Origin of the sequence: Sphingobacterium hotanense (assembly GCF_008274825.1) — a bacterium.
GTDB classification, from domain to species: domain Bacteria; phylum Bacteroidota; class Bacteroidia; order Sphingobacteriales; family Sphingobacteriaceae; genus Sphingobacterium; species Sphingobacterium hotanense.
Genome location: NZ_CP030848.1, coordinates 3,887,389 through 3,911,195, shown reverse-complemented (window position 1 = coordinate 3,911,195; position 23,807 = coordinate 3,887,389). Strand labels below are relative to the sequence as shown.

The 23,807-nt window shown below is 41.9% G+C and carries 21 protein-coding genes and 1 other RNA gene; 12 read left to right on the top strand and 10 right to left on the bottom strand.

The features are described from left to right. Positions 1 to 3: 3 nt before the first annotated feature. The 3 genes from DSM08_RS16510 (at position 4) to DSM08_RS16500 (ending at position 4,553) form a co-directional block, all read left to right on the top strand. Positions 4 to 1,494: a glycoside hydrolase family 30 protein gene (locus DSM08_RS16510; protein WP_149527176.1), complete on the top strand. Its 1,491-nt coding sequence runs from the start codon at positions 4 to 6 to the stop codon at positions 1,492 to 1,494. Continuing rightward, entirely contained in the window at positions 1,491 to 2,825 is a 1,335-nt protein-coding gene (locus tag DSM08_RS16505) for a DUF5125 domain-containing protein (RefSeq protein WP_149527175.1), read from the top strand. The genes DSM08_RS16510 and DSM08_RS16505 overlap by 4 nt, the downstream gene beginning before the upstream one ends. Before the next feature lie 687 nt (positions 2,826 to 3,512). After that, a complete protein-coding gene (locus tag DSM08_RS16500; RefSeq protein WP_149527174.1) occupies positions 3,513 to 4,553 on the top strand; it encodes an isoaspartyl peptidase/L-asparaginase family protein in 1,041 nt (346 codons plus the stop codon). A gap of 21 nt (positions 4,554 to 4,574) precedes the next feature. On the opposite strand, the gene mtgA is transcribed toward DSM08_RS16500, so the two are convergent. Further along, positions 4,575 to 5,318, bottom strand: coding sequence for a monofunctional biosynthetic peptidoglycan transglycosylase (mtgA, locus tag DSM08_RS16495; protein ID WP_149527173.1), 744 nt, complete (start codon positions 5,316 to 5,318; stop codon positions 4,575 to 4,577). Between the two features lie 301 nt (positions 5,319 to 5,619). Between mtgA and mutS the strand changes: the two genes are divergently transcribed. From mutS to DSM08_RS16480, 3 genes are read left to right on the top strand one after another with little or no spacing between them, the layout of a single operon-like run. Beyond that, on the top strand, positions 5,620 to 8,196 hold the full coding sequence (gene mutS / locus DSM08_RS16490; protein WP_187773892.1) for a DNA mismatch repair protein MutS: 2,577 nt from the start codon (positions 5,620 to 5,622) through the stop codon (positions 8,194 to 8,196). A gap of 11 nt (positions 8,197 to 8,207) precedes the next feature. Further along, positions 8,208 to 8,915: a tRNA1(Val) (adenine(37)-N6)-methyltransferase gene (locus DSM08_RS16485; RefSeq protein ID WP_149527171.1), complete on the top strand. Its 708-nt coding sequence runs from the start codon at positions 8,208 to 8,210 to the stop codon at positions 8,913 to 8,915. Between the two features lie 2 nt (positions 8,916 to 8,917). Beyond that, entirely contained in the window at positions 8,918 to 9,412 is a 495-nt protein-coding gene (locus tag DSM08_RS16480; RefSeq protein ID WP_149527170.1) for a metallophosphoesterase family protein, read from the top strand. A gap of 2 nt (positions 9,413 to 9,414) precedes the next feature. Here the strand turns inward: DSM08_RS16480 and DSM08_RS16475 are convergent, their stop codons facing one another. Beyond that, positions 9,415 to 9,750: a MerR family transcriptional regulator gene (locus DSM08_RS16475; protein ID WP_149527169.1), complete on the bottom strand. Its 336-nt coding sequence runs from the start codon at positions 9,748 to 9,750 to the stop codon at positions 9,415 to 9,417. 103 nt (positions 9,751 to 9,853) lie between these two features. Here DSM08_RS16475 and DSM08_RS16470 point away from each other — a divergent pair, with 103 nt between their 5' ends. Next, positions 9,854 to 10,201, top strand: a complete 348-nt coding sequence (locus tag DSM08_RS16470) for a hypothetical protein (RefSeq protein WP_149527168.1) — start codon at positions 9,854 to 9,856, stop codon at positions 10,199 to 10,201. A gap of 261 nt (positions 10,202 to 10,462) precedes the next feature. Here DSM08_RS16470 and DSM08_RS16465 read toward each other — a convergent pair whose 3' ends face one another. The 6 genes from DSM08_RS16465 to dprA form a co-directional block, all read right to left on the bottom strand. Next, positions 10,463 to 11,854 (bottom strand): sialate O-acetylesterase, encoded by a 1,392-nt coding sequence (locus tag DSM08_RS16465; RefSeq protein WP_246172313.1) that lies wholly within the window; start codon positions 11,852 to 11,854, stop codon positions 10,463 to 10,465. A 196-nt stretch (positions 11,855 to 12,050) separates the two neighbouring features. Further along, entirely contained in the window at positions 12,051 to 12,893 is an 843-nt protein-coding gene (gene accD / locus DSM08_RS16460; protein WP_149527167.1) for an acetyl-CoA carboxylase, carboxyltransferase subunit beta, read from the bottom strand. A 97-nt stretch (positions 12,894 to 12,990) separates the two neighbouring features. After that, an RNA gene (gene ffs / locus DSM08_RS16455) (signal recognition particle sRNA small type) lies at positions 12,991 to 13,088 on the bottom strand. An 83-nt stretch (positions 13,089 to 13,171) separates the two neighbouring features. Then, on the bottom strand, positions 13,172 to 13,399 hold the full coding sequence (locus tag DSM08_RS16450; protein WP_149527166.1) for a DUF6814 family protein: 228 nt from the start codon (positions 13,397 to 13,399) through the stop codon (positions 13,172 to 13,174). Between the two features lies 1 nt (position 13,400). Next, complete coding sequence (locus tag DSM08_RS16445) at positions 13,401 to 14,942, bottom strand: MFS transporter (protein WP_149527165.1); 1,542 nt, start codon at positions 14,940 to 14,942, stop codon at positions 13,401 to 13,403. Positions 14,943 to 14,974: 32 nt separating this feature from the next. Further along, positions 14,975 to 16,075 carry a DNA-processing protein DprA gene (gene dprA / locus DSM08_RS16440; RefSeq protein ID WP_149527164.1) on the bottom strand — a complete coding sequence of 367 codons (1,101 nt, stop codon included), beginning with the start codon at positions 16,073 to 16,075 and terminating at the stop codon, positions 14,975 to 14,977. A gap of 98 nt (positions 16,076 to 16,173) precedes the next feature. On the opposite strand from dprA, the gene DSM08_RS16435 reads away from it, so the two are divergent. Next, positions 16,174 to 16,404: a hypothetical protein gene (locus DSM08_RS16435; protein ID WP_149527163.1), complete on the top strand. Its 231-nt coding sequence runs from the start codon at positions 16,174 to 16,176 to the stop codon at positions 16,402 to 16,404. A 306-nt stretch (positions 16,405 to 16,710) separates the two neighbouring features. On the opposite strand, the gene rsmG is transcribed toward DSM08_RS16435, so the two are convergent. Both rsmG and DSM08_RS16425 read right to left on the bottom strand, forming a co-directional pair. Next, positions 16,711 to 17,346: a 16S rRNA (guanine(527)-N(7))-methyltransferase RsmG gene (gene rsmG, locus DSM08_RS16430; RefSeq protein ID WP_149527162.1), complete on the bottom strand. Its 636-nt coding sequence runs from the start codon at positions 17,344 to 17,346 to the stop codon at positions 16,711 to 16,713. An 18-nt stretch (positions 17,347 to 17,364) separates the two neighbouring features. Next, positions 17,365 to 18,477, bottom strand: coding sequence for a glycosyltransferase (locus tag DSM08_RS16425; RefSeq protein WP_149527161.1), 1,113 nt, complete (start codon positions 18,475 to 18,477; stop codon positions 17,365 to 17,367). Positions 18,478 to 18,636: 159 nt separating this feature from the next. Here DSM08_RS16425 and tgt point away from each other — a divergent pair, with 159 nt between their 5' ends. The 4 genes from tgt (at position 18,637) to der (ending at position 23,797) form a co-directional block, all read left to right on the top strand. Then, the gene (tgt, locus tag DSM08_RS16420) at positions 18,637 to 19,767 is read left to right on the top strand and encodes a tRNA guanosine(34) transglycosylase Tgt (protein ID WP_149527160.1); all 1,131 of its coding nucleotides are present in this window, start codon (positions 18,637 to 18,639) and stop codon (positions 19,765 to 19,767) included. A gap of 7 nt (positions 19,768 to 19,774) precedes the next feature. Further along, the gene (locus DSM08_RS16415) at positions 19,775 to 20,857 is read left to right on the top strand and encodes an LptF/LptG family permease (RefSeq protein WP_149527159.1); all 1,083 of its coding nucleotides are present in this window, start codon (positions 19,775 to 19,777) and stop codon (positions 20,855 to 20,857) included. A gap of 11 nt (positions 20,858 to 20,868) precedes the next feature. Continuing rightward, positions 20,869 to 21,747: a DMT family transporter gene (locus DSM08_RS16410; RefSeq protein WP_149527158.1), complete on the top strand. Its 879-nt coding sequence runs from the start codon at positions 20,869 to 20,871 to the stop codon at positions 21,745 to 21,747. Positions 21,748 to 22,495: 748 nt separating this feature from the next. Next, the gene (gene der / locus DSM08_RS16405) at positions 22,496 to 23,797 is read left to right on the top strand and encodes a ribosome biogenesis GTPase Der (protein ID WP_149527157.1); all 1,302 of its coding nucleotides are present in this window, start codon (positions 22,496 to 22,498) and stop codon (positions 23,795 to 23,797) included. Positions 23,798 to 23,807 lie beyond the last annotated feature (10 nt).

Sequence of the window (23,807 nt, the reverse complement as noted above, 5' to 3'; positions counted from 1 at the left end):
ATTATGCTTAATATCAAGAAACTATTATTATTCGGAACTATATATAGCTCAGTGTTGACCGCTTGTGGCAATGATGCCATCAATGTTACGCCGGAGCCGCCAACAGGCCCACAATCGGGGGATGTAAAAATTTATACAACAACGGCATCGCTAAGCCATGATTTCCAAAAAACATTTGTGGACTTCAGCAAAACATCGAATATGTCGCCGAAGACAATCAAATTAGTCGAGGGAACGAAGTTCCAAACGATGGATGGATTTGGCTCGGCGATTACGGGTTCAACAGCGTACAACCTCCTGAAAATGACGGCGGCAGATCGTACGAAGTTCTTAACAGAGACCTTCTCTCCAACAGAGGGCATGGGACAAAGTTATATTCGTATAGCAATTGGTTGTTCGGATTTCTCCTTGAGCGAGTACACCTTGAATGATAAACCAGGCATCGCGAATTTCGCATTGCAGGAGGAGGAGTTAAAATATGTAATCCCGGTATTAAAAGAAATTTTAGCGATCAACCCGAGCTTAAAGATCATGGGTTCTCCATGGACAGCTCCATTGTGGATGAAGGTGAATAACCTGGCTGACCTTGCGCCTTATGAATCATGGACCGGCGGACACTTAAATCCGAAATATTATCAAGATTATGGTACATACTTCGTAAAATGGATTCAAGCGATGGCAGCAGAGGGTATCAAAATTTATTCGATTACGCCTCAGAACGAGCCTTTGAATCATAAGAACTCCGCTTCAATGGTCATGTTCTGGCCAGAGCAACTTGCTTTTGTAAAAACTTCCCTGGGCCCGAAATTAAAGGCGGCAGGATTGACAACGAAAATCTATGCATTCGACCATAACTACAACTATGATGATATGGCCGATCAGCAGGATTATCCGGTTAAGATCTATGAAGATGCGGTAGCAGCAGCATTCTTTGCGGGAGCGGCTTACCACAACTATGGTGGCGATAAAAAAGAACTATTGGATATCCACGATAAAGCGCCAAACAAGGAATTGATCTTTACAGAAACGTCAATCGGTACTTGGAATGATGGCAACAACTTGGCGAAACGTCTGACAGAGGATATGCGCGAGGTTGCTTTAGGCACAGTGAATAACTGGGCTAAAGGCGTAATCGTTTGGAACTTGATGCTTGATACCGATAAAGGGCCTAATCGCGAAGGCGGTTGCCAGACTTGTTATGGCGCTGTTGATATCAGCAAGCATGACTACAAAACTATACGCAAAAATTCACACTACTATATCATAGGGCATCTGTCATCAGTTGTTAAACCGGGGGCGGTTAGAATAGGAACAGAGGGATATTCGGCTAATGGCCTAGTATACTCAGCGTTCAAAAACACTGATGGCAGTTATGCCTTTGTATTGCTGAATGACACAGGCGAGGCAAGTCGCGTAACCTTGAATGATGGTAAGAACCATTTCAGCTATGAAGCACCTGCAAGTTCTGTTGTATCTTATACTTGGAAGCCATGAGAAAATTAATCAATTATTCCTATTTATTGATGCTCTTTTCGATCCTTGTAGGATGTAAAGAAGAGTTCATTGTGCCTACTGGGGGTGGTAGTCCAACCATTGAGATTGTTACTAAACCGAATGCTGCATTCTTTGCGGATAGCATTAGCTATAAAGTGAAGGTCGCGGATCAAGGGGTCGATTTATCGACCTTAAAAGTCGAGCTTTTATACAGTGAGGATGTTGTCGCGAGCCAGACAATCCGCACCAAAGAATACGGAGAATACCAAGGGAAACTATTTGTTCCATTCTTAAAGAATGTTGCAAACGGTACAGCGACCTTACGTTTTACTGTGCAGAACGTGGAGCTTACAAAAACAGAAGCGCTTGCTGATTTACCTTTGACCCGACCGGATTTCCCTTTCTTGAACTTAATTGTTGAAGGTAAAACCTATAAAATGTTGCGTAAAAGAGCGAATCAGTATGAGGTATCTGATAATTTCGCTACTAAAGTGAACGGATATATCGAAGCACCTGCCTTTGGGGCGAACGGCAACACCGTACAATTTGGTTGGGATGGCGAAGCCATAACCCAAGGAGTGACGGCTAATATTCCATTCTCGAATATCATTGAGGGCGTATACCCGATCAGCTTCAATACCATGACTTATCAAGCAAGTCCATTTGTTGCTTACAAATTGAACGGCGAGGATATGACGATGGTTGCAGAAGATGTTTATAGCATCGATATGGATATGGACAAAGATCAGGAGCTGGTTTTCGAAGGTCTTCAGGGCTTAGACACTTGGTGGGTTGACAGCGATTTCTTACGTAAAGACGGTGATAAGTTCTTATTCAACGCCATCAAAGGAAGATACCGCATCACCGCAGATCTGAAGAAGAAGTACTTTATCGTCGAAGCGATGAATGGAAGTAATCTGGCTTCGTTGAATGCTGATGGTACAGGAGCAATCTGGATTATTGGTGAAGGTATTGGTAAACCGAGTGTGGCGAGCAATGAAGTGGGCTGGAACACCGATAAAGCACTTTGCTTAGCACCGATCGGCGGCAAGAAATATCGCGTAACAGTGGTTGCCGGAACGTCGATCAGAGCGAACTCGATCAACTTTAAATTCTTCCATCAAAAAGGATGGGGCGGAGAATTTAAAGACGCGGATATTTCTACGACGAGCGATATTATCTTCGTTGGAAACGGTAGCAATGGACGCGATCCTGGAAACTTAGGTATTGTCAATGGCAAGCAATTAGAAGCAGGAGCAACCTATGTATTGGAAGTCGACCTATCGCAAGGCAACAACAAAGCTGTGTTAACTGTAAACAAACAACAATAGTAATATATTAAACTACGGGGGTTAATTCTCCAACCAAGAAGCTGTCCGAAAGGGCAGCTTTTTTTTGTAGTGGTTAGTAGTAAGTATTTAGTATTTAGACGTTTGTTTTGAACCAGGAAAGGAAGGATGCAAGGGTTGGCAGGATCGTGTATGGCGTTGGGTGATGGGAAGGGCAGCGTTCTATTCATTTTGAAGACGTTTAGTGAAACGTCTCTACGCATTGGCGTCCTGTAGGCTTCTATACAGTTTTGGACTATATAGGTGGTAATTATGACGAACCGCGTAGAGCCCTTTCACTAAAGGGCTCCTGATACGTACATTTTTTACACCATCATCCCACAAATATCTGATCCTGACAACCCTTTTATCCTTCCTTTCCTGGTTCAGAAACGAACCCCATTTTTTCTTTCAACATGATCCTGCCAATCCTAAAATCCTTCCTTTCTTGGTTCAAGACGAGTCTAATGTCTTATATCTAACCTCTAATATCTAATAAACCAACTACTACCCAATCCCCTCGTAAACCCATTGCTCTCCCAATACATAACCAATTCAGAACCATTCTGAAAGGGCTTTGATTTGGGTTTATATTGGGCGATAAAAGGTTTTGACTCTTTTTAGGTCGCTGTTTCTATTTATTCGCATTTATATTAAAAAACTGCTAATTTGGACTTAAATAAACCTCACATGAAAATACGTTCAGCCGTTATGGCGATTTTAATTTTAGGCATTATGACGCTGTCTTCCTCTAGTTTTGCACAGAAAAAAGCACCCACAAAATATATTTTAGTCATCCATGGTGGTGCTGGAACCATCTTGAAGAAAAATATGACCGATTCGCTTGAAAAGGCCTATATAGCGGTTTTGACGCAGGCTTTGGAGACTGGATATAAACAATTGGCGGCGGGTAAATCGAGTTTAGATGCCGTGGAAGCCACGGTACATGTAATGGAAGATTCCCCTTTGTTCAATGCAGGGAAGGGTGCTGTATTTACCAATCAGGGGAAGAACGAAATGGATGCATCGATTATGGAAGGCGCAACGTTGAAGGCAGGTGCTGTTGCGGGGGTTACAACAATTAAGAATCCGATATCGGCAGCTCGTGCTGTGATGGAAAAATCAGAACACGTGATGATGATGGGAGCAGGGGCTGAGGAGTTTGCCAAGCGTGTGGGCCTGACCATCGTCGATCCTTCGTATTTCTGGACAAAATCACGTTATGATGCTTTGCAGAATATCTTGAAACGCGATGCAGAAAAGACGGAATTAGATCATTCAAATCCGCAAACATCGATTGCTCCATTCGTAAAGGATGAGAAATTTGGAACTGTGGGCGCTGTCGCATTAGATAAACAAGGTAATCTAGCCGCTGCAACCTCTACCGGCGGGATGACGAACAAGAAATTTGGGCGCATAGGTGATTCTCCGATTATTGGAGCGGGCACCTATGCTGATAATAACAGTGTTGCGGTGTCATGTACCGGCTGGGGTGAGTTCTTCATTCGTGCAAATGCTGCCTATGATGTTGCTGCCCGAATGAAATATGGGAAAGCTTCCTTGAAGGATGCTTCGCAGCAGGTCATCGATCGTATAGGTAAGATGGGTGGCGATGGAGGTTTGGTCGCCTTGGATAATAAAGGTCAGGTGGCCATGCCATTCAATACCGAAGGCATGTACCGCGGAACGGTGACCGAAGATGGAAAGATAAGTGTAGAGATCTATAAATAGAAAAAGAAATCCCTGAGCTGCTTACTCAGGGATTTTATAATAATTGATATAGCGAACAATGCTATTGGCTCTTCGATTGATATAGGCCGATGGTCTTCTTGCATCCCACTTTTGTGGACTTGGCAAAATGGCAATGATAAGCGCTGCTTCCTTTTTCGTTAAGCTTTTGCCCGATTTGTGGAAGTAGTATTGTGCGGCAGCCTCAGCGCCATAAACGCCTTGCCCCATCTCGATAACATTTAAGTACACCTCCAATATCCGCTTCTTGCTCCAAAATAACTCAATCAAGCCAGTAAAGTATGTCTCCAAACCCTTCCGCAGCCAGGAGCGCTCCGGCCAAAGGAATACGTTCTTCGCCGTCTGCTGGCTGATGGTGCTTCCACCACGCAATTTCTTGCCTTCCTGATTTCTTTCAAAAGCCTTTTTTATCGCATCGGTGTCAAAACCATTGTGCGTCATGAAATGCGCATCCTCGCCAGCGATTGCTGCGCGCTTCAGGTTATCCGACATATCTTCATAGGCGAGCCATTTCCTGTCAATCTTCCATTCCTTACCGGCTTCCTTACGTTCAAAACCGCGTTGAAGCATTAAATATGTAATTGGTGGATTAATAAAGCGTAAGGCAATCACCCAGAGTATGGTAATTGCAAAAAAAGCTAATATCCCCTTGAGAACCCAACTCAGGGTCTTCTTGGATAAAGAGGAATTGGATTTTGGTTTGTTTTGCTTTCTCTTGTTTGTATTCGTAGCACGCTTAATAGCCATCTGCACTAATTTTGATGCAAAGCTACTAGGTATTTTTTAATTTCCATGTCATAAACAATAATCTTCCCGCATTTTTGAACTGCTCTGCACCGCTCGCCTGTCCATCTTCATCCCGCGACTCTCAATCCTGCAAAGTTGTAAAATCTAAAATCTAAAGTCGTACCTCTAATGTCTCACATCTAAAATCTCATATCTAATGTCAGCTCTAAAATCTTTGGCAAATCGGCACAATTCTCCTATTTTTACAGCTTAGATAAATAAAGAGACTACCTTGGCAAAAGAAAAGAAGCAAACCCCTTTAATGCAGCAATATAACACGATTAAGGCGAAGTATCCTGGCGCGTTATTGTTGTTTAGAGTGGGCGATTTTTACGAGACATTTGGAGAGGATGCGATGAAGGCGGCCAAAATATTAGGAATCGTTTTAACGAAGCGTGGGAATGGCTCGGAATCGGAGACTGCTTTGGCGGGATTTCCGCATCACTCATTGGAGACCTATTTGCCGAAGTTGGTGCGTGCAGGACAGCGGGTTGCCATTTGTGATCAATTGGAGGATCCTAAGCAGACCAAGACAATTGTGAAGCGTGGGGTGACAGAATTGGTGACGCCAGGGGTCTCCTACAACGAGAATATCGTTCAACAGAAATCGAATAACTATTTGGCATCCCTGTTTATCGATAAGCAGAGCATTGGCATCTCTTTTTTGGATATTTCAACGGGTGAGTATCTGGTTGCACAGGGCAGTTTTGGCTATATCGATAAATTGCTTCAAGGTTTTAAACCAACGGAAATTATTCTTCCGAAAAAACAATATAAAGAATTTGTGGAGCATTTTGGCTCTTCCTATTATACCTATACGCTAGACGAATGGCCTTATACAGGTGACTATGCAACGGAATGCTTGTTGAAGCATTTCGAAGTCAATTCGATGAAAGGCTTTGGTATAGATCGACTGCCAGTTGGTATCATCGCTGCGGGTGTAGCCCTACATTACTTGAATGAAACGGAGCACCGTAATCTACAGCATATATCGAACATCTCGCGGATCGAGGAGGATCGGTATATGTGGCTGGATCGCTTTACGATTCGGAATCTGGAGTTGATCGGCTCGCAGAATGAAAATGCAACTACGCTTTCGGACGTTTTAGATGAGACCTCCTCACCGATGGGGGCGCGTTTGCTGAAACGCTGGATCGTGATGCCGCTGAAAGATGTAAAGTCGATCAACGAGCGTCTGCAGGTGGTTGAATATTTCCATAAGCACCGCGAATTGCGCGAGCAATTGATCGGCGAGATCAAGCAGGTCGGCGATTTAGAACGTCTGATCAGTAAGATAGGCTTGCAGAAAGCAAACCCACGTGAGATAAGCCAGTTGAAGCGGGCCCTGTACGCGGTAGAGAAATTAAAGACATTATGCGATGTACCGGCATCAGAGTCTTTACGCATTATCTCGGAGCAATTGAATCCTTGCGTTTTGATACGTGAGAAGATTGAGTCGACCATACAAGCCGAACCTCCTGTAGCGCTGAACAAGGGTAATGTAATTGCTGATGGCGTTGATGCGGACTTAGATAAATTGCGTAAGGTGGCTTTTGGAGGTAAGGATTATCTCTTGGAGATCCAAAAGCGCGAATCGGAAGCGACGGGCATTCCATCGTTGAAAATTGCCTTCAATAATGTATTTGGCTATTATTTAGAAGTTACGAATACACATAAAGACAAGGTTCCTGAGGGTTGGATCAGAAAGCAGACTTTAGTGAATGCGGAGCGATACATTACCGAGGAACTTAAAGAATATGAAGAACAGATTCTAGGAGCTGAAGAGAAGATTCAGCAAATAGAAAATAGATTATACGGCGAACTCTTAATTTCAATTGCGGAGTATATCAAGCCGATTCAACTGAATGCGCAATTGATTGCGAAACTGGATGTGTTATTGAATTTCGCGACCATCGCGGAGAAGAATTTCTACGTGAAACCGGAAGTCAATAATAGCAAAGCCTTGGATATTAAGGGCGGTAGACATCCCGTTATTGAGAAGAACCTGCCTATTGGTGAGGATTACATTACTAACGATACCTACCTGGATCCGGAGACACAACAAATCATCATTATCACCGGTCCGAACATGGCGGGTAAGTCTGCCTTGTTGAGACAAACGGGATTAATTGTGCTGATGGCTCAAATTGGATCGTTCGTGCCTGCCAAAGAAGCAGAGCTAGGGGTAGTGGATAAAATCTTCACCCGGGTGGGTGCTTCTGACAACCTGTCCTCGGGCGAGTCGACCTTTATGGTGGAAATGAACGAGACAGCGAGCATCATGAACAATCTTTCGGATCGTAGTCTGATCTTATTGGATGAGATTGGTCGTGGCACAAGTACTTACGATGGTATCTCCATTGCATGGGCTATTGCAGAATATTTACATTCGCATCCTGCGGCGCGCGCAAAAACCTTATTCGCAACGCATTATCATGAGCTAAATGAGCTTTGTAACTCCATGCCTCGTATCAAGAATTACAACGTCAGCGTGAAGGAAGTGAACAATAAGGTCATCTTCCTGCGTAAGTTGGTTCCTGGCGGATCGGAGCATAGCTTCGGTATCCACGTAGCCAAGTTAGCTGGTATGCCGCCAAAGCTTATCGGACGTGCGAGTGAGATTTTGAAACGTTTGGAGCAGGAGCGTACCGGTGGAGAGAAAATCAAGGATAGCATGCGGAAGATTCAGAAGCAGGCGTATCAGCTGCAGATGTTTGCGATAGATGATCCAGTATTGGAGAAGATTCGTGATATGCTGAACAATCTGGATGTCAACACCCTGACACCGGTAGAAGCGTTGATGAAGTTGGATGAGATTCAGCGCTTGCTGAAGAATTAAGGAATCGATCGATGGGAAGTATTTTCCAATTTAAGCAGTTTGCGGTAGATCAACAGGATTGCCCCATGCGCATCAATACGGATGGCGTGATTCTGGGCGCTTATGCGTCTGCAGATTCCCCACAGCATATTTTGGATATTGGAACGGGGACCGGTGTGATTGCTTTAATGTTGGCACAGCGCTTTGAAGACGCTACGGTTACCGGGGTAGAGATCGATGAACTAGCCGCGCATACCGCCAAAGAGAATTTTACGGCATCTCCATTCGTAGATCGTTTAGAATTGGTGAACTCCGATATTTTCCTTTGGAATCCCTCAATTAATTACGACCTGATTGTTTCGAATCCACCTTTTTACATCAATTCCCTGCACAACCCCGATGCTAGACGTAAAACGGCCAAACATACGGATGTTGCGTTCTTCGAAGGTTTATTACGCTTCGTCGCATTACATTTAAAGAGTACTGGGAAACTGCAGATAATCGTTCCTGTGGAGCTTAAAGACTTTCTGGTCAGCATGGCAGCAACTCAGGGTTTACATTTGCTAGAGGAGCTTAAAATACGTTCATTCGACGACGCAGAGCCCATTCGCTTAATCTTAAGCTTCGCGAAAACGCAGATAATAGAAATTTCATCGGAAAATTTTGTGATCTACAGGAATCGGGGCGAGCATTCAGATGCCTATAGACAATTATTAAAACCCTTCTTTTTAGCTTTTTAGAAATGAAGATAGGACTGATATCGGATACACATAGCTACTTGGACCAAGCGGTATTTACCTACTTTGAGCATTGCGATGAGATTTGGCATGCTGGTGATTTCGGAAGTATGGAGGTCATTGAACAACTGCGTGATTTTAAGCCCTTGCGTGGCGTATTTGGTAATATAGACGATAAGGCTATTCGACTAGAATATCCAGAAAACTTGCGCTTCCACTGTGAGGGTGTTGATGTTTGGATGACGCATATCGGTGGTTATCCAGGGAAATATTCGCCTTTGGTTCGTGAGGAGATCAAGAAAAACCCGCCCAAGCTTTTTATATGCGGACATTCCCATATTCTGAAGGTTCAATTTGATCAGAAACTAGGTTTATTGCATCTCAATCCGGGTGCTGCCGGGAAACAAGGCTGGCATCAAGTCAGAACACTGATGCGCTTTGACATTAATGGCGATAAGATTGAAAATTTGGAAGTGATTGAGCTGAATCCGCGTTATTAGACCTATAAGCTATCGCGGACTTCAATTAAGAAACTCTTTAGTTTTTCTAGGGAATCTACCACACGTTGGTTTTCTTTCGCTTCGTTCTTGTTGCTACGTAAGAAGTCGCGCGCACCTTGAAGGGTGTACCCTTTATCTTTTACTAAGTTAAAGATGATCTTGAGATTAGAGATATCATTCTGCGTGAACAGGCGATTTCCTTTTTTGTTCTTCTTAGGTTGTAGGATATCGAACTCACGCTCATAGAATCGGATTTGTGAAGCATTAACGCCGAACATTTCGGTTACCTCTCCCATTGTATAATACAATTTATTAATTTCTCGATCTTTATAAGGCATGTGTTTCCGCGTTGATGATATTAACAAATATACAACCTAGTTTTGAAAATCAAAAAAAGCGAGCCTTTTATAAAGTTGGTACCTATTTTGTAAATTTAACAGCATGAAAGGTAAGGTGATTGTCAGCAGCTTTTGGACTCGTTTTTTTTCCTTCGGAAAAGCACAGGCCATTACGATATTCCCCTTCATCTTTCTGCGCTATCGTATCGATAAAGCGGATAAAATCCTTATAAACCACGAAAGGATACATATTATCCAAGCCCTCGAGCTGCTCGTCATCCCTTTCTATATCTGGTATCTCAGCGAGTTCTTATATCGCTATATTCAACATCGAGACTTTAATACTGCGTATTTCCATATCTCCTTTGAACGTGAGGCTTATAGCAATCAGCACGATATGAACTACCTGAAGAAAAGGAAGCGATTTGGGTTTTTGGCATATTGGCAATAGATATTAGAGAATAGACATTAGATTTTAGACTTTTCCGGTATGGTTTATTTTTTTTACAGGAAAGGAGGGGGCAAGGGGGGATTGTCTTGAACCAGGAAAGGAAGGATGCAAAGATTGACAGGATCCTGCTAATCCTTATATCCTTTTTTTCCTGGTTAAAAACAAACTATCCTTCCTTTCAAAACAAACTACTCCTTCAAATATTGACACCCTTCTACTGTCTTAAATCTAATGTCTTTAATCTTATATCTAATCTAAAATCTAAAACCTAAACGGCGAAACCGGCAATCCTCTGCTGTTAAACAAATTTGGCATAGCTGTCTCGGAGAATCCGAACTTGACAGACACTGGGTTTTTCACTTCTTTGGATTGTACAATCAGCTTATCGCCTTTAATGGTTCCCTTTGCGGGGTAATATTTATTGTCGGCGCCGGCGATTTCCAGTTCGGTGATATCACCCTTGGATTTAAGACCGCCTTCGGCGTAGTAGAAGGATACCTCGATTTGATTCCCTTTGATTTCGTGGGATTTGTATATCGGTGATTTATAGTTTTTGATGGGTTTGTCGTAGACTTCTGCTAATGTCATATCAGATAGGCGTTTTGCAACCTCTTTCTTTTGGTTGGGGTGAATGTTCTTGACATCGTCGACTAAGTCCGTGATGACAACCATTCCAGTTTTTTGGAGTTCGAGGGCAGTTTTTGATTGCAGTTCGCGCAATAGTGCACCTTTTGGTTCACCCTTACTATTGTATGCGTATGGTGCGATCTGAACAAAGTAGAAAGGGAAGTCGTTGTTCCATGCATTTCTCCAGGCGGTTACTAAAGCTTTCATAAGTTTGTCATAGCTAGGGTAGTACCCGACGTTACTTTCGCCCTGGTACCAATACGCTGCAGTCAGGTTGTATCCGGCATAAGGATGGATCATGCTGTTCCATAAAACGCCACCTTCGTGCGGACGATAGGGGTTTACATCCTGCATTTTCGCATATTTCAGTAGAAAAGGGTCATTGACGATCAGGTGGTTTGGCGTCCATACTTCAGCACCCGTTCCACCCCAGCTGGCATTGATGACACCAATTGGGACATTTAATTCCTTATTTAGTTCCTTGGCGATAAAGTATCCGATAGCGGAGAAAGGTTTCAATGTTTCAGCGCTCAGGGTAGTCCAGCTATTGTTGATATCCTCTTGCGGATAATTTGCTGCGATGCGGCTTACTTGTAATAAACGGATATTGGGATTATTGGCCGTCGGCAGCTCGTCCATGATTTCTTTGAGGTTTTGATTCCCGCCCCATTCCATATTAGATTGTCCTGAACATAGGAATACATCACCCAATAGAATATCGTTAAGGCTGATGGTCTCATTATTCGAGATTATTTTTACTTGGTATGGTCCGCCAGCTTGCCCTGCTGGAAGTTTAACCGTCCATTTGCCGTTGTAATCTACTTTAGTCGATACAGTATCTTTAAACCATGATCCGATGACTTTAACAGGTCGATTCGCACCTCCCCATCCCCAGAAATTGATTTCTGTATTACGTTGAAGAACCATGTGGTCGGATAGGAAATGTGGTAAGCGAAGTTGTGCTACAGCAGTTTGCAACATGGCAATGCTGGCAATGAAGCCTAGCGTTAGTGATTTTAGTTTCATTGGGTTTGATATAGGTTTAAGTTATAAAAGTAAGAAAAGTTAGGGATTAGCCATCCTGTGCTATCAGGATATTCTTAAGGTCACGGCTATTGGGAAATCAGTTGATTCAATGTGTGGGAAAGTGGCGTGCAGGAAAAGCTTCTAAAACAACAAAGCCGTCTGAATAGACGGCTTTGTAATATTTTATGCTTCTTGCTTATTTGACTAGCTTCAAGAAGGTAGATACTTTTTCTTTCAATTGTCTTCTGTCAACAATAAAGTCTAAGAATCCGTGCTCTAATACGAACTCTGAAGTTTGGAATCCTTTTGGAAGATCTTTTTTGATGGTTTCTTTGATGACGCGTGGTCCTGCGAAACCGATTAATGCGCCAGGTTCTGCGATATTGATATCACCTAACATGGCGTATGATGCGGTTACACCTCCTGTTGTTGGGTCTGTTAATAAACAGATGTAAGGAAGTTTAGCCTGCGCTAATAAAGCTAGTTTTGCTGATGTTTTCGCCATTTGCATCAATGAGAATGCGGCTTCCATCATACGTGCGCCACCTGATTTCGAAATCAACATAAACGGTAATTTATGCTCGATACAATAATCAATAGAACGTGCTATTTTCTCACCTACTACAGATCCCATAGACCCCCCGATGAAGGAGAAGTCCATACAAGCAACAACAATCTCTTGTCCGTCTAATTTACCTACAGCAGAGCGCAAAGCGTCGTTAAGTCCTGTTTTCGCTTGGCTTTCAACAAGACGGTCTTTGTAAGGTTTTGAATCGACGAAGTTTAAAGGGTCACCAGCTTTAAGATTAGGGAAAAGCTCTGTGTACTCGTTGTTGTCAAATAATATAGAGAAATAGGCGGTAGAACCTATACGGATATGGTAATCGCAGTAATGGCAGACAAACTTGTTTTCTACCTGCTCAACGTTTAAAAGGGGCTTTTTGCAATTGGGACATTTGTTCCACATGCCATCAGGAGCCTCTTTTTTGTTTTCTGTAGCAGTATGAATTCCTGCTTTGTTTCGTTTAAACCAACTCATAGACTATTGTTAATCGGATTACAAATAAACAAAAAATATCTAATATGTAGAGGGTGAAATCGAAATGAAGGATGGTGTGGGTAGGTTATAAATAAAAAATGGGTAAGCCCCCTTTATCGCACCGCTCAACCAAATACCCTTGCTTTGTTCCCAACCTGGGGGAGTCAATGGGAGCTGGTCGTAAAGGACTTACCCACGGCAAAATTAACAAATTTTTAATGTTTCCGAAAACATATTTGCAATGCCGACTTATCCTGCTGACTGTCAGCCAGGAAAAATTACATTTTATCGTTATGATACTCGCCTTTGAGGGCATAATATCCAAATATTCCCAAGCCACAGGATATAATCGGTGTCAGGATAAACAGAATAATAATGCCGAAAACAACATCTTCTTGATGTCCGGATACAATTTTAGGGATACCAAATTTGGCGATACAGAAATATGCGGTTAGAATTGCAAGGACGATCCAAACGATTCCTAATAGTTTTTTTAGTGCTTCCATGTTAATCAAGATCTTTAGCTACCATGTTTTTGTTAATATACAATGCTCCAATAATAAAGCAGACTGCCGATATTATGATCGGATACCACAAGCCTTCTAAATAGAACGTTGGGTTATTTGATAGTTTGGCGTTGCTCGCTAAGTAGGTTGAAACCGCCGGCAACAGGCCACCAAATATTCCGTTTCCGATATGGTATGGCAAGGACATCGAGGTATAGCGGATTTTTACCGGGAATATTTCCACCAAAAAGGCGGCAATTGGTCCATACACCAAAGTGATGTAGATAACTTGGATAAAGATCAGGAATATCAGATAGAAATAATTTGCCCCTTCGATGTGGACTGTGTTTTTAACAACCGTATTGACGCCTTCGCTGTTTTTGCGCTCCACGCCATCCTCGAAGAAGTGCGCTATTTCGGTTGATTTTAATACGGTTCCATCGCTATAGGTCGTTACGCTTGTTGTTGTTTTATCGTATCCTCCTTCCGTCGGTACTTCAACTGGCTCTGACTTTGTCGGTGCGGCAAGTTCTGTTTTGTTTTGCAGATTGGTGACCTGATACATGGCTTCATAAATAGGACGATAGGTCAAGACGGCGAGCAACATTCCTGTTAGCATGACCCATTTTCGACCTACACGGTCAGAAAGCTTACCAAAGACGACAAAGAAAGGTGTAGCAAACAGAAGCGCAATGCCCAGTATCATATCTGCTTGGTCAGAATCCAAGTTCATGACTGTCTTCATATAGCTCATGGAGTAGAATTGGCCGGTGTACCATACGACACCTTGGCCCATCGCTGCACCAAATAGAGCGAGTAATACGAATTTAAGGTTGTATTTGTTACCAAAGCTTTCTTGAAGCGGGTTTTTGGATGTTTTACCTTCTGATTTCGCTTTTTGGAATTCGGGAGATTCATCCATGTTTTTCCGGATCAGGTAAGACACATAAACCATCAAGATGGATAGTAAAAATGGAACACGCCATCCCCAGGTGTCAAACTGCTCCTCACTAAGGAATGCGCGAGTAACTAGGATTACGACGAGGGATATAAAGAGCCCGAAGGTAGCGGTTGTTTGTATCCATGAGGTCCAATAACCTCTTTCGCCTTTAGGAGCATGCTCTGCAACATAGGTTGCTGCCCCCCCGTACTCTCCGCCTAGTGCTAACCCTTGTAATAGTCTCAGAACGAGTACAATGGCGGGTGCAAAGTAGCCTATGCTATCGTAGCTGGGGATACATCCGATGAGGAAGGTGGCACCACCCATCAACACCAAAGTAACCATAAAGGTATATTTACGTCCGATCATATCGCCCAGCCTACCAAAGAATAGTGCGCCAAATGGTCGCACGACGAATCCGGCGGCAAAGGTAGCGAGCGTGGATAAGAACGCTGCTGTGGGGTTGTCTGATGGGAAAAACTTCGTCGAGATGACGATGGATAAACTTCCGAAAATGAAAAAGTCATACCACTCGATGAGTGTTCCTAAGGAGGAGGCGCCGATGACTTTCCAGATTCCTTTCTTACTTACTTGTTCTTGCATTTTAGTTTAGGTTTATTAGGTATTATTCGTTGTTAGTTGTTTTTGTAGACTTTTCCGGGGAGAGCGACGATGTGTCCGGCCATTTCCATTTCGAGTAGCACGATTGCGAGTTTGCTTTGCGGCCAATCGCTGTGGAAGGCAATCTCATCGACACTTGCTTCATCGCTCTCGCGGAGAAACTCATGGACGATTCGTTGGTCGTCGGAGAGGTCGGGCATTAAAGAAAGCTGTATGCCTTTTTCCTTCTTGCCCTCGTCGATATCATGCCATTGCATTAAATCGAGCAGGTCGAGACTATTTCGTATAAGGTGTGCCTGGTTATTTTTGATGAGCTGGTTGCATCCGGCGGAATACAGTTGATCGACGGCTCCCGGATAAGCACAGACATCACGATTATAGTCGTTTGCCAAGCCTGCAGTAATCAGGGCTCCGCCTTTTTCTCCTGCTTCCACCACGACCGTCACATCGGCCATGCCTGCAATAATGCGATTGCGCATGGGGAAGTTATTCTTGTCGGGAATGGTATTGAAGGTGAATTCGGTTAGTAAGGCGCCGTTATTGATGATTTCACGGGAAACATCGCGGTGATGTGCCGGGTAGATTCGACTCAAGCCATGTCCAAGTACCGCTATATTGCTAATATTGCGTTGTACACTGCCCATATGGGCCATGACATCAACCCCCATCGCTAGTCCGCTTACGACCAGAACATCGAGGTCTTTAATACCTTCCAATAGTTCGTCTATGATGCGCTTTCCATAATGTGTGGCATTTCTGGTTCCGACGATGCTGATTACCTTTTGTTTGTTGTAATCTGCATTTCCATAGCTGTAGAGTACAAGCGGGGCATCATCACCATGCCTTAAGCGTTGCGGATAGGCTTTGTCTTCTAACCAAAGTAAATCAATGCCGTGTTTTTCAATATGATGAAGTTCTTCCTCGGCCTCTTGAAAACATGCCTTGGTCTGGATTTGTTGAATTACAGAAGTACTAAGTCCGGGAATAGATTTAAGTTCTTGGGTTGAGCTTGCGAAAAGGTCTGCTACATTGCCGAAATAAGCCAACAACAGTCGGCTATATTTAGGGCCAATGCCCTTTATTTTAGTCAAAGCAATCTTTTCTATTGCACTCATAAACGGTTAGTTCTGTTAAAGATAATTAATCAGCTTCCCTTCTGCAAGCCTCTTATTGAATTTTATAGTTAACTTTGTTTTGGATTAAATAGTTGATTATGGAGTTACAAGAGCCCTTTGATATTGAAGTAGGAGAGATTACTTACTCGGTTTTTCCGGATGAGAAAGACACTTATACGGTTTTTAAAGATGGGAAAGAGTATGTGCAGATTATTAAGGATACTGACACCACTTGGTTGAAGCTAAACCCAGAGACAGGATTGCCGATGTTTGGGATGGACGAGGAGATTAATCTGATCGGAACAGCGATTAGCAAAAATTTAGGGTAGTTTTTTGAGCTCAATCTTGCAGCTTTTTATTAATTCCATTGTTCTTTCTGGAACACCTGATCTATGGGAAACGTCTTTGATTAAATCAAGTTTCTTTTCAATATAGATTCCTGACAATAGCTGCGGAGTCTTATTTTGATTATGCTTGGATTTATTAATTTTCATTTCGTACAATATCTAAGTTTATATCTAAAGGTATCTCAAACGTCTTTTCTTTCATATTTAAATTTGAACAAAAAGACGTTAAGTAATTTTTAAGAAAAAACTTTTATGATACTTTGTGAAAATCAGAAGTTTTAAAACAACTTACATTGGAACATAGACTACATACTTTGTATCAAAGAACTCGTCTTTAAAATATGTAGATAGTGGGTGTAATTCTGCCTTTACTCTGGCTTCTTTGATCTCTTCTTTCAAGTCTCCACCTTTTAGATATAATATTCCGTTCGGAATACCATTCTTATCCTGTTTTTCGAATTTATTTCTGATCCAAGGTATAAACTCAGCAAGTCTTGTAACTGCTCTGGAAACCACGAAATCATATTTATAATCGATTTGTTCAGCACGCATATGGTCAGCTTCCACATTGGTTAACCCGATAGCTTCAGCCACGCCACGTACAACCTTTATTTTCTTACCTATCGAATCGACTAAGTGAAACTGCACCTGCGGAAACATGATAGCTAAAGGAATCCCTGGGAAGCCTCCGCCTGTACCCACATCTAGAATGCGCGTTCCAGGGGTAAATTCAGTGACAAACTTGGCTATACCTAGTGAATGCAGTACATGCTTTAGATATAAGCTTTCAATATCTTTTCTGGAAACAACATTGATTTGATCATTCCAGAATGGGTATACTTCCGCGAGCTTAGCGAATTGCTCTTTTTGAGTTTCAGTAAGGTTTGGAAAATGCTGATAGATTATGTCGACTGTTGGATTCACGTTATTTCAATTTGGTTATTATTTCCAACTTACCTGTTGCTTTGAACGATTGAACAGGCCGTTGAAACATATGTAAAAATAATAATATATATCAAGTATTGGGAGCCATATCAAGATGTCTAATACGGCTAGTTTCTTGTAGATAGGATAGAATACGAGGAACTGGCAGATCAGACGAAGTAGGTATGCACTTAGACTGATATACCATAAACTCGGAAATACAGCAAGACACACAAATAGAGCAATATAAAACAAAAGCGCAGTAATCAGTTGGGTCGCCAGCATACGCTTATGCCTTCCCTTGTAAAGTACCGACGCGCCTGCGTGTCTAGCTTTCTGCTTGTAATAGCTTTTCCATGTTAATTTCGGCGCAGAATAAATATGCGCGTCCGGGTGTATGGCAATTTCTACGTTGGATTTCGTCGCATTCTGGTTGACAAACAAATCATCGTCGCCAGACTTGATATGCATATGTGCATTGAAGCCCTTGCCTTTGAAAAATAAAGCTTTCAAATACGCTAAGTTCCTTCCTACGCCCATATAGGCATCCTTTTTCAAGGCATAAGAAAGATAGCTCATTGCTGTATGCGTGGTTTCAAAACGAATGAGTTTATTCAGGAAACCTTTATGTTTAAAGTATGGTGAATAGCCCAATACGACTTCTTTCTTATTCTTGAAGGCCCCTGCCATCTCTTTTATCCAATTGGGACTGTTCGGCTGGCAATCTGCATCACACATGAGTAAAGTTTCATGTTTAGCACCTTTGATTCCTATCGTCAGAGCAAACTTCTTGCTGTGTTTCAATTGCACATGTTCTTTGATCTCTACGACCCGCAATTGCGGATATTGTTCACATAAATCCTTTAATACCCATTTGGTGTCATCTTCAGAGCAATCATTCACTACGATGACCTCAAAATCAGGATAATCTTGCTCCAGAATGCTGGGTAGATATTCTTTGAGATTCTCTTGCTCATTATGCGCACAGATGATGACCGATACGGCCGGATATTCTTCTTGCTCTTGATAAGATTTTACAGTATACCGAGCTAATTTGCTGTAGACAAATAGAATGAAGTATAACTGAAATAATAGAAGGATTGCTAAAATTCCGAAAGGAAAGTAGCTCATTATGATGTTTATGTACAGTTCGGTGTCCATAGAATTGGGGCAAAGATACGGTATATCCGTGCAATTCTGTCGACTGTATGTTAATAAATGCGAATTAAATGAGGCAAATGCGCCACGCTCGAAATTTTATAGTATTTTTGCGCTTGATTAAGGATTAGTATGAAATTTACGCTTCAAGCACAAGATAAACTCTCGAGAGCCAGGGCAGGAGAGATCGAGACCGCCCATGGAACAATAAAAACACCGATTTTCATGCCAGTTGGTACAGCTGGAACCGTCAAAGCCGTGCATCAGCATGAGCTCGTAAATGATATTCAAGCGCAGATTATCTTGGGGAATACTTACCATTTGTATTTACGCCCGGGATTAGATGTGTTGAATAAGGCAGGAGGTTTACATAAGTTCATTAACTGGGACAGACCAATTCTAACAGATTCTGGTGGCTATCAAGTTTACTCATTAACTGAAGTTCGTAAAATTCGCGAGGAGGGTGTTACTTTCCGATCGCACATCGACGGCTCAAAACATTTATTCACTCCGGAGAATGTGATGGATACTCAGCGCGTAATTGGAGCTGATATCATCATGGCTTTTGATGAATGTACGCCTTATCCATGCGACTATCGCTATGCTCGTCGTTCGCTAGATATGACGCATCGCTGGTTGAAACGTTGTTGCGATCGCTTTGATTCAACGGAACCATTGTATGGTTATGATCAGACGCTTTTCCCAATTGTTCAAGGGTCGGTATATAAAGATCTTCGTGAGAAGTCTGCAGAAACCATTGCTTCTTTCAATAGAGAAGGAAATGCAATCGGCGGACTTTCGGTAGGTGAGCCTGCAGAAGAAATGTATGCCATGACTGAAGTCGTAACGAATATCCTACCTAAAGAAAAACCACGATATTTAATGGGCGTCGGAACTCCTGTGAATATCCTGGAGAATATTGCGTTGGGTATTGACATGTTCGACTGCGTTATGCCGACTAGAAATGCCCGTAATGGTATGTTATTTACACAGAACGGTATCATCAATATCAAAAACGAGAAGTGGAAAGACGATTTTAGTCCGATTGAAGCAGAAAGTGATTTATTAGTCGATCAGATTCATACCAAAGCATACCTTCGCCATTTAATCCGTTCTCAAGAAATCTTAGGAGCGCAGATTGCTTCGCTTCATAACTTGCATTTCTACCTATGGTTAGTAGATCAAGCGCGTGAGAAAATCATCGATGGCACGTTCTATGATTGGAAAAATAAAATGGTTAAAATCTTAGGCCAACGCTTGTAATATTGAAATGAACATCATCGATCGTTATATCATAAAGAAATATCTGTCAACATTTGCGTTTACAGTAGCCATCTTTTGTGTGGTTATTGTGATCTTCGATGTTTCAGAGAAGATTGATGATTTCAACAAGTATAAGGCCCCTATGTCGCGCGTATTTCTTGAATACTACGCACTCGGCAGCTTGCCTTTCTTTATCAATATGCTGACGCCGCTGTTCAATTTCATTGCCGTAATCTTCTTTACATCGAAGATGGCGGATCAAACAGAGATTGTTCCAATCCTAAGTGGTGGCATGAGCTTTAACCGCATGCTTCGTCCGTACATGTTTTGCGCGGGGATAATCTTTGCGCTGACATTAGTCTCCAATATCTACATTATTCCATTTACCAACACGATCAAAGTAAATTTTGAGAATGTCTATGTCAAGCCTGATAAGGTCAGCACCTCGTCTACCTCGACCCACATGCAAATCGATTCAAATACCTACGTTTATATGGGTTCTTTTGATACGCAGGGTAAGGTGGGCTATAACTTCTCGCTCGAACGATTCGATGGTGATAAAATGGTTGAGAAACTGATGGCTGATCGGATATCTTGGGATTCTGTTGCTAACAAATGGAGCGTTCATGCCTATACCAATCGTGTGATTGATGGCTTTAAGGAAACGATGGAGTCCGGAGAGAAAAGAGATACCACATTAGACATGCGACCTCAGGATTTCGAAGTGTATGAAAATATCTTCACAACGATGAATCAACTCGACTTGGAGGAGCGTATCGCCAAAGAAGAGATTCGAGGTACTGGAATGATGAACGACCTCTTGTTGGAGAAATATAAGCGACTTATCAACCCTTTTTCAGCGTTTATTCTTACACTTATCGGTGTTTCCCTTTCTTCAAAAAAGGTGAGAGGTGGTATTGGACTAAGCTTAGGACTTGGTATTGGATTAAGCTGTATCTATATCGTTCTAGAGCGTTTCTCCAGTATGTTCTCCTTGAAGGGGGGGCTAGATCCACTAATTTCCGTATTAATACCAAACGTTATTTTCTTATTATTGAGCTTTTATCTACTGAAAAAAGCCCCTAAATAGTTTCTTCGTACATGTCAAAATTGGCAACCAATCGCAATATCCTGATATTGCATTTCACTGTGTTGATTTGGGGATTCACTGGTGTACTAGGTGAATTGATTTCTGTATCCGCGATGCACCTCGTTTGGTACAGGGTACTCATTGCTGCCATCTCCCTATGGGTTTACTTTTTGATTGCGAAGAAGCCTATTCTAGTCTCTAAATCACAATTGATTCAATACCTAGCCGTAGGCATGCTAGTTGGGCTGCATTGGGTGCTGTTCTTTCATGCGATAAAGATCTCGACAGTATCCGTGACACTGGTCACCTTGTCGTCCGTTACGCTCTTTACAGCAATTCTCGAACCTATCATTAATCGGAAGAAGATATCGATTGCCGATATACTCATCGGGCTGGTTATTATTTTCGGAATCTATCTCATCTTTAAATTTGAATTCCAATACTTTTGGGGGATAGTCTATGGGCTATCTTGTGCCTTTTGCGCAAGTATTTTCTCCATCTTCAATGCGCGTATGGTAAAAAAGGGGAGTCCTACGTCCATTACTTTTTATGAAATGATTGGTGCATGGATCGGGGTTTCTATAATCATGCTTATATCGGGACAGTTTGACGAGCAGATGATCTTAAGCCAATCAGATTTAATGTATCTATTAGTCCTTGGTGTTGGATGTACCGCAATAGCCTATGTTCTTGGAGTTGCAGTGATGAGGGAGCTATCCGCCTTCACAGTAGCACTAACCACCAATATGGAACCTGTTTATGGGATTATTCTCGCTTTACTGATCTTTGGACAAAAAGAAGCGATGAGTACAGGGTTTTACTTCGGGGCAATTATTGTTCTTGTAGCGGTGTTTATTTATCCTTATCTTAAAACAAAGTTAAAGTTCTAAACGTCGATTCCTCTTCATTTTTACCAACCCTTTCAATAATTTTGATGAAATAGGGCGATGCGCTCGGGAAATTTAAGCCGGAGCTCCCGATATATTCTACTGCCTTTTAAATTATTTAATTTTTCTTAACCAATGTAAGTGTCGATGTAATACTACAATTAGTTAATAATATCCTATCGCTTACTCTACGAAATCGATTTCGTAATCTTTTCTTCTTGTCGGGTAAGTGATTTCACTGTATCTTTTTCAAAAAATTTACAAGAGTTATTTTTTAAGGTTAAAAAAATAAGTAAAGACTACCTTGTAAATTTAAAAATGCTAGTGTTGCTGGATTTACGCTGGATTATAAAAATGACTTGCGTCATTTTTCCGCACTTAATATTTTCAACAAATAATTTCCAGTGAATTAATAACACTATTATTACCATCACTCGCTAAAACTTGCACGAAAGTTGCAATTAGTTTAGGAGAGTTTAAAAATGCAAACTATAAAAACGGTTAATTTTTAAATCAACGGTTTTTATTCAATAGAATCTCTAACTATTAATTTTCAAAACGAGAAATGAGGCTGCTTTTCACACAAGCAGCCTCTCTTTCTTTATGCTTTTACCGTTCTGTCATCTCTGAATAAATATTCCATTGATTTTGGTATTGTATCACCAAGATGTTCGATTAAATCGTAACTTTGTACCTTTACAAAAAGCTGAAATAATAAGTTGCCGAGAGGGTAACGAATCAATAGAATAATATGGCAAATATCGTAGCAATTGTTGGAAGACCGAATGTTGGTAAATCTACCTTATACAATCGATTAACAGAAAGTCGTAAGGCTATCGTGGATGACTTCAGTGGAGTAACCCGCGATCGTCATTATGGACAAGCCGAGTGGATCGGCAAGAAATTTACAGTAATAGATACTGGTGGTTTTGTACATGGTTCAGACGACGTATTCGAAGCGGCAATTCGTGAGCAGGTTCATATCGCTATCGAAGAAGCTTCTGTCATCTTGTTTGTCGTTGATGTAACAACAGGTGTAACAGACTTAGATGATGAGATTGCCGATATCCTACGCCGTAGTAAAAAGCCGGTATACATTGTCGCTAACAAAGTAGACAGTGCGAAGCAGGCGAATGACTCGGCAGAGTTCTATTCGTTCGGACTTGGCGAACCTTATGATATCTCATCAATGACCGGATCCGGAACGGGTGAGTTATTAGACGAGGTGGTTAGCCATTTCGAATTGGAAGACGAAGAAGAATCCACGCTACCTAAGTTTACAATCGTTGGTCGTCCAAACGTGGGAAAATCCTCGCTAACAAATGCGCTATTAGGTAAGGAGCGTAACATCGTTACGCCAATCGCTGGTACTACACGTGATGCCATCCGCATCCATTACAATCAGTTCGGACATGAATTCTTGTTAGTGGATACTGCAGGTCTTCGCCGTAAGTCGAAGGTGAATGAGAACATCGAGTTCTACTCCGTAATGCGTACAATCAAGGCCTTAGAGGATTCTGATGTTGTTATCTTGATGATTGATGCCAAGGACGGTATTGAAGCACAAGATATCAATATCTTTCACCTGGCAGAGAAAAACAAAAAAGGTATTGTGATTCTTGTTAACAAATGGGATACCATTGAGAAAGATCATAAAACAGCGAAGCAATTCGAAGACACCATCCGTAAGAAGATTGCTCCATTCTCCGACGTCCCTATCTTATTTACTTCCGTAACAGAGAAGCAACGTATCTTCAAGACTGTTGAAACGGCGATGGAAGTGTATAATAATAAGACGAAAAAAATCCCTACGTCGAAACTAAACGACGTGATGTTGGATATCATTGAAAACTTTCCTCCACCATCCACAAAAGGGAAATATATTAAGATTAAGTATGTAACACAGTTGCCAGGCAGATCTCCAATGTTTGCTTTCTTCTGTAATCTTCCTCAGTATATCAAAGATCCATATAAGCGTTTCGTTGAAAACAAACTGCGCGAGAACTTTGATTTCTCAGGAGTTCCTATTCAAATATTCTTTAGACAAAAATAAGCTACCGCCA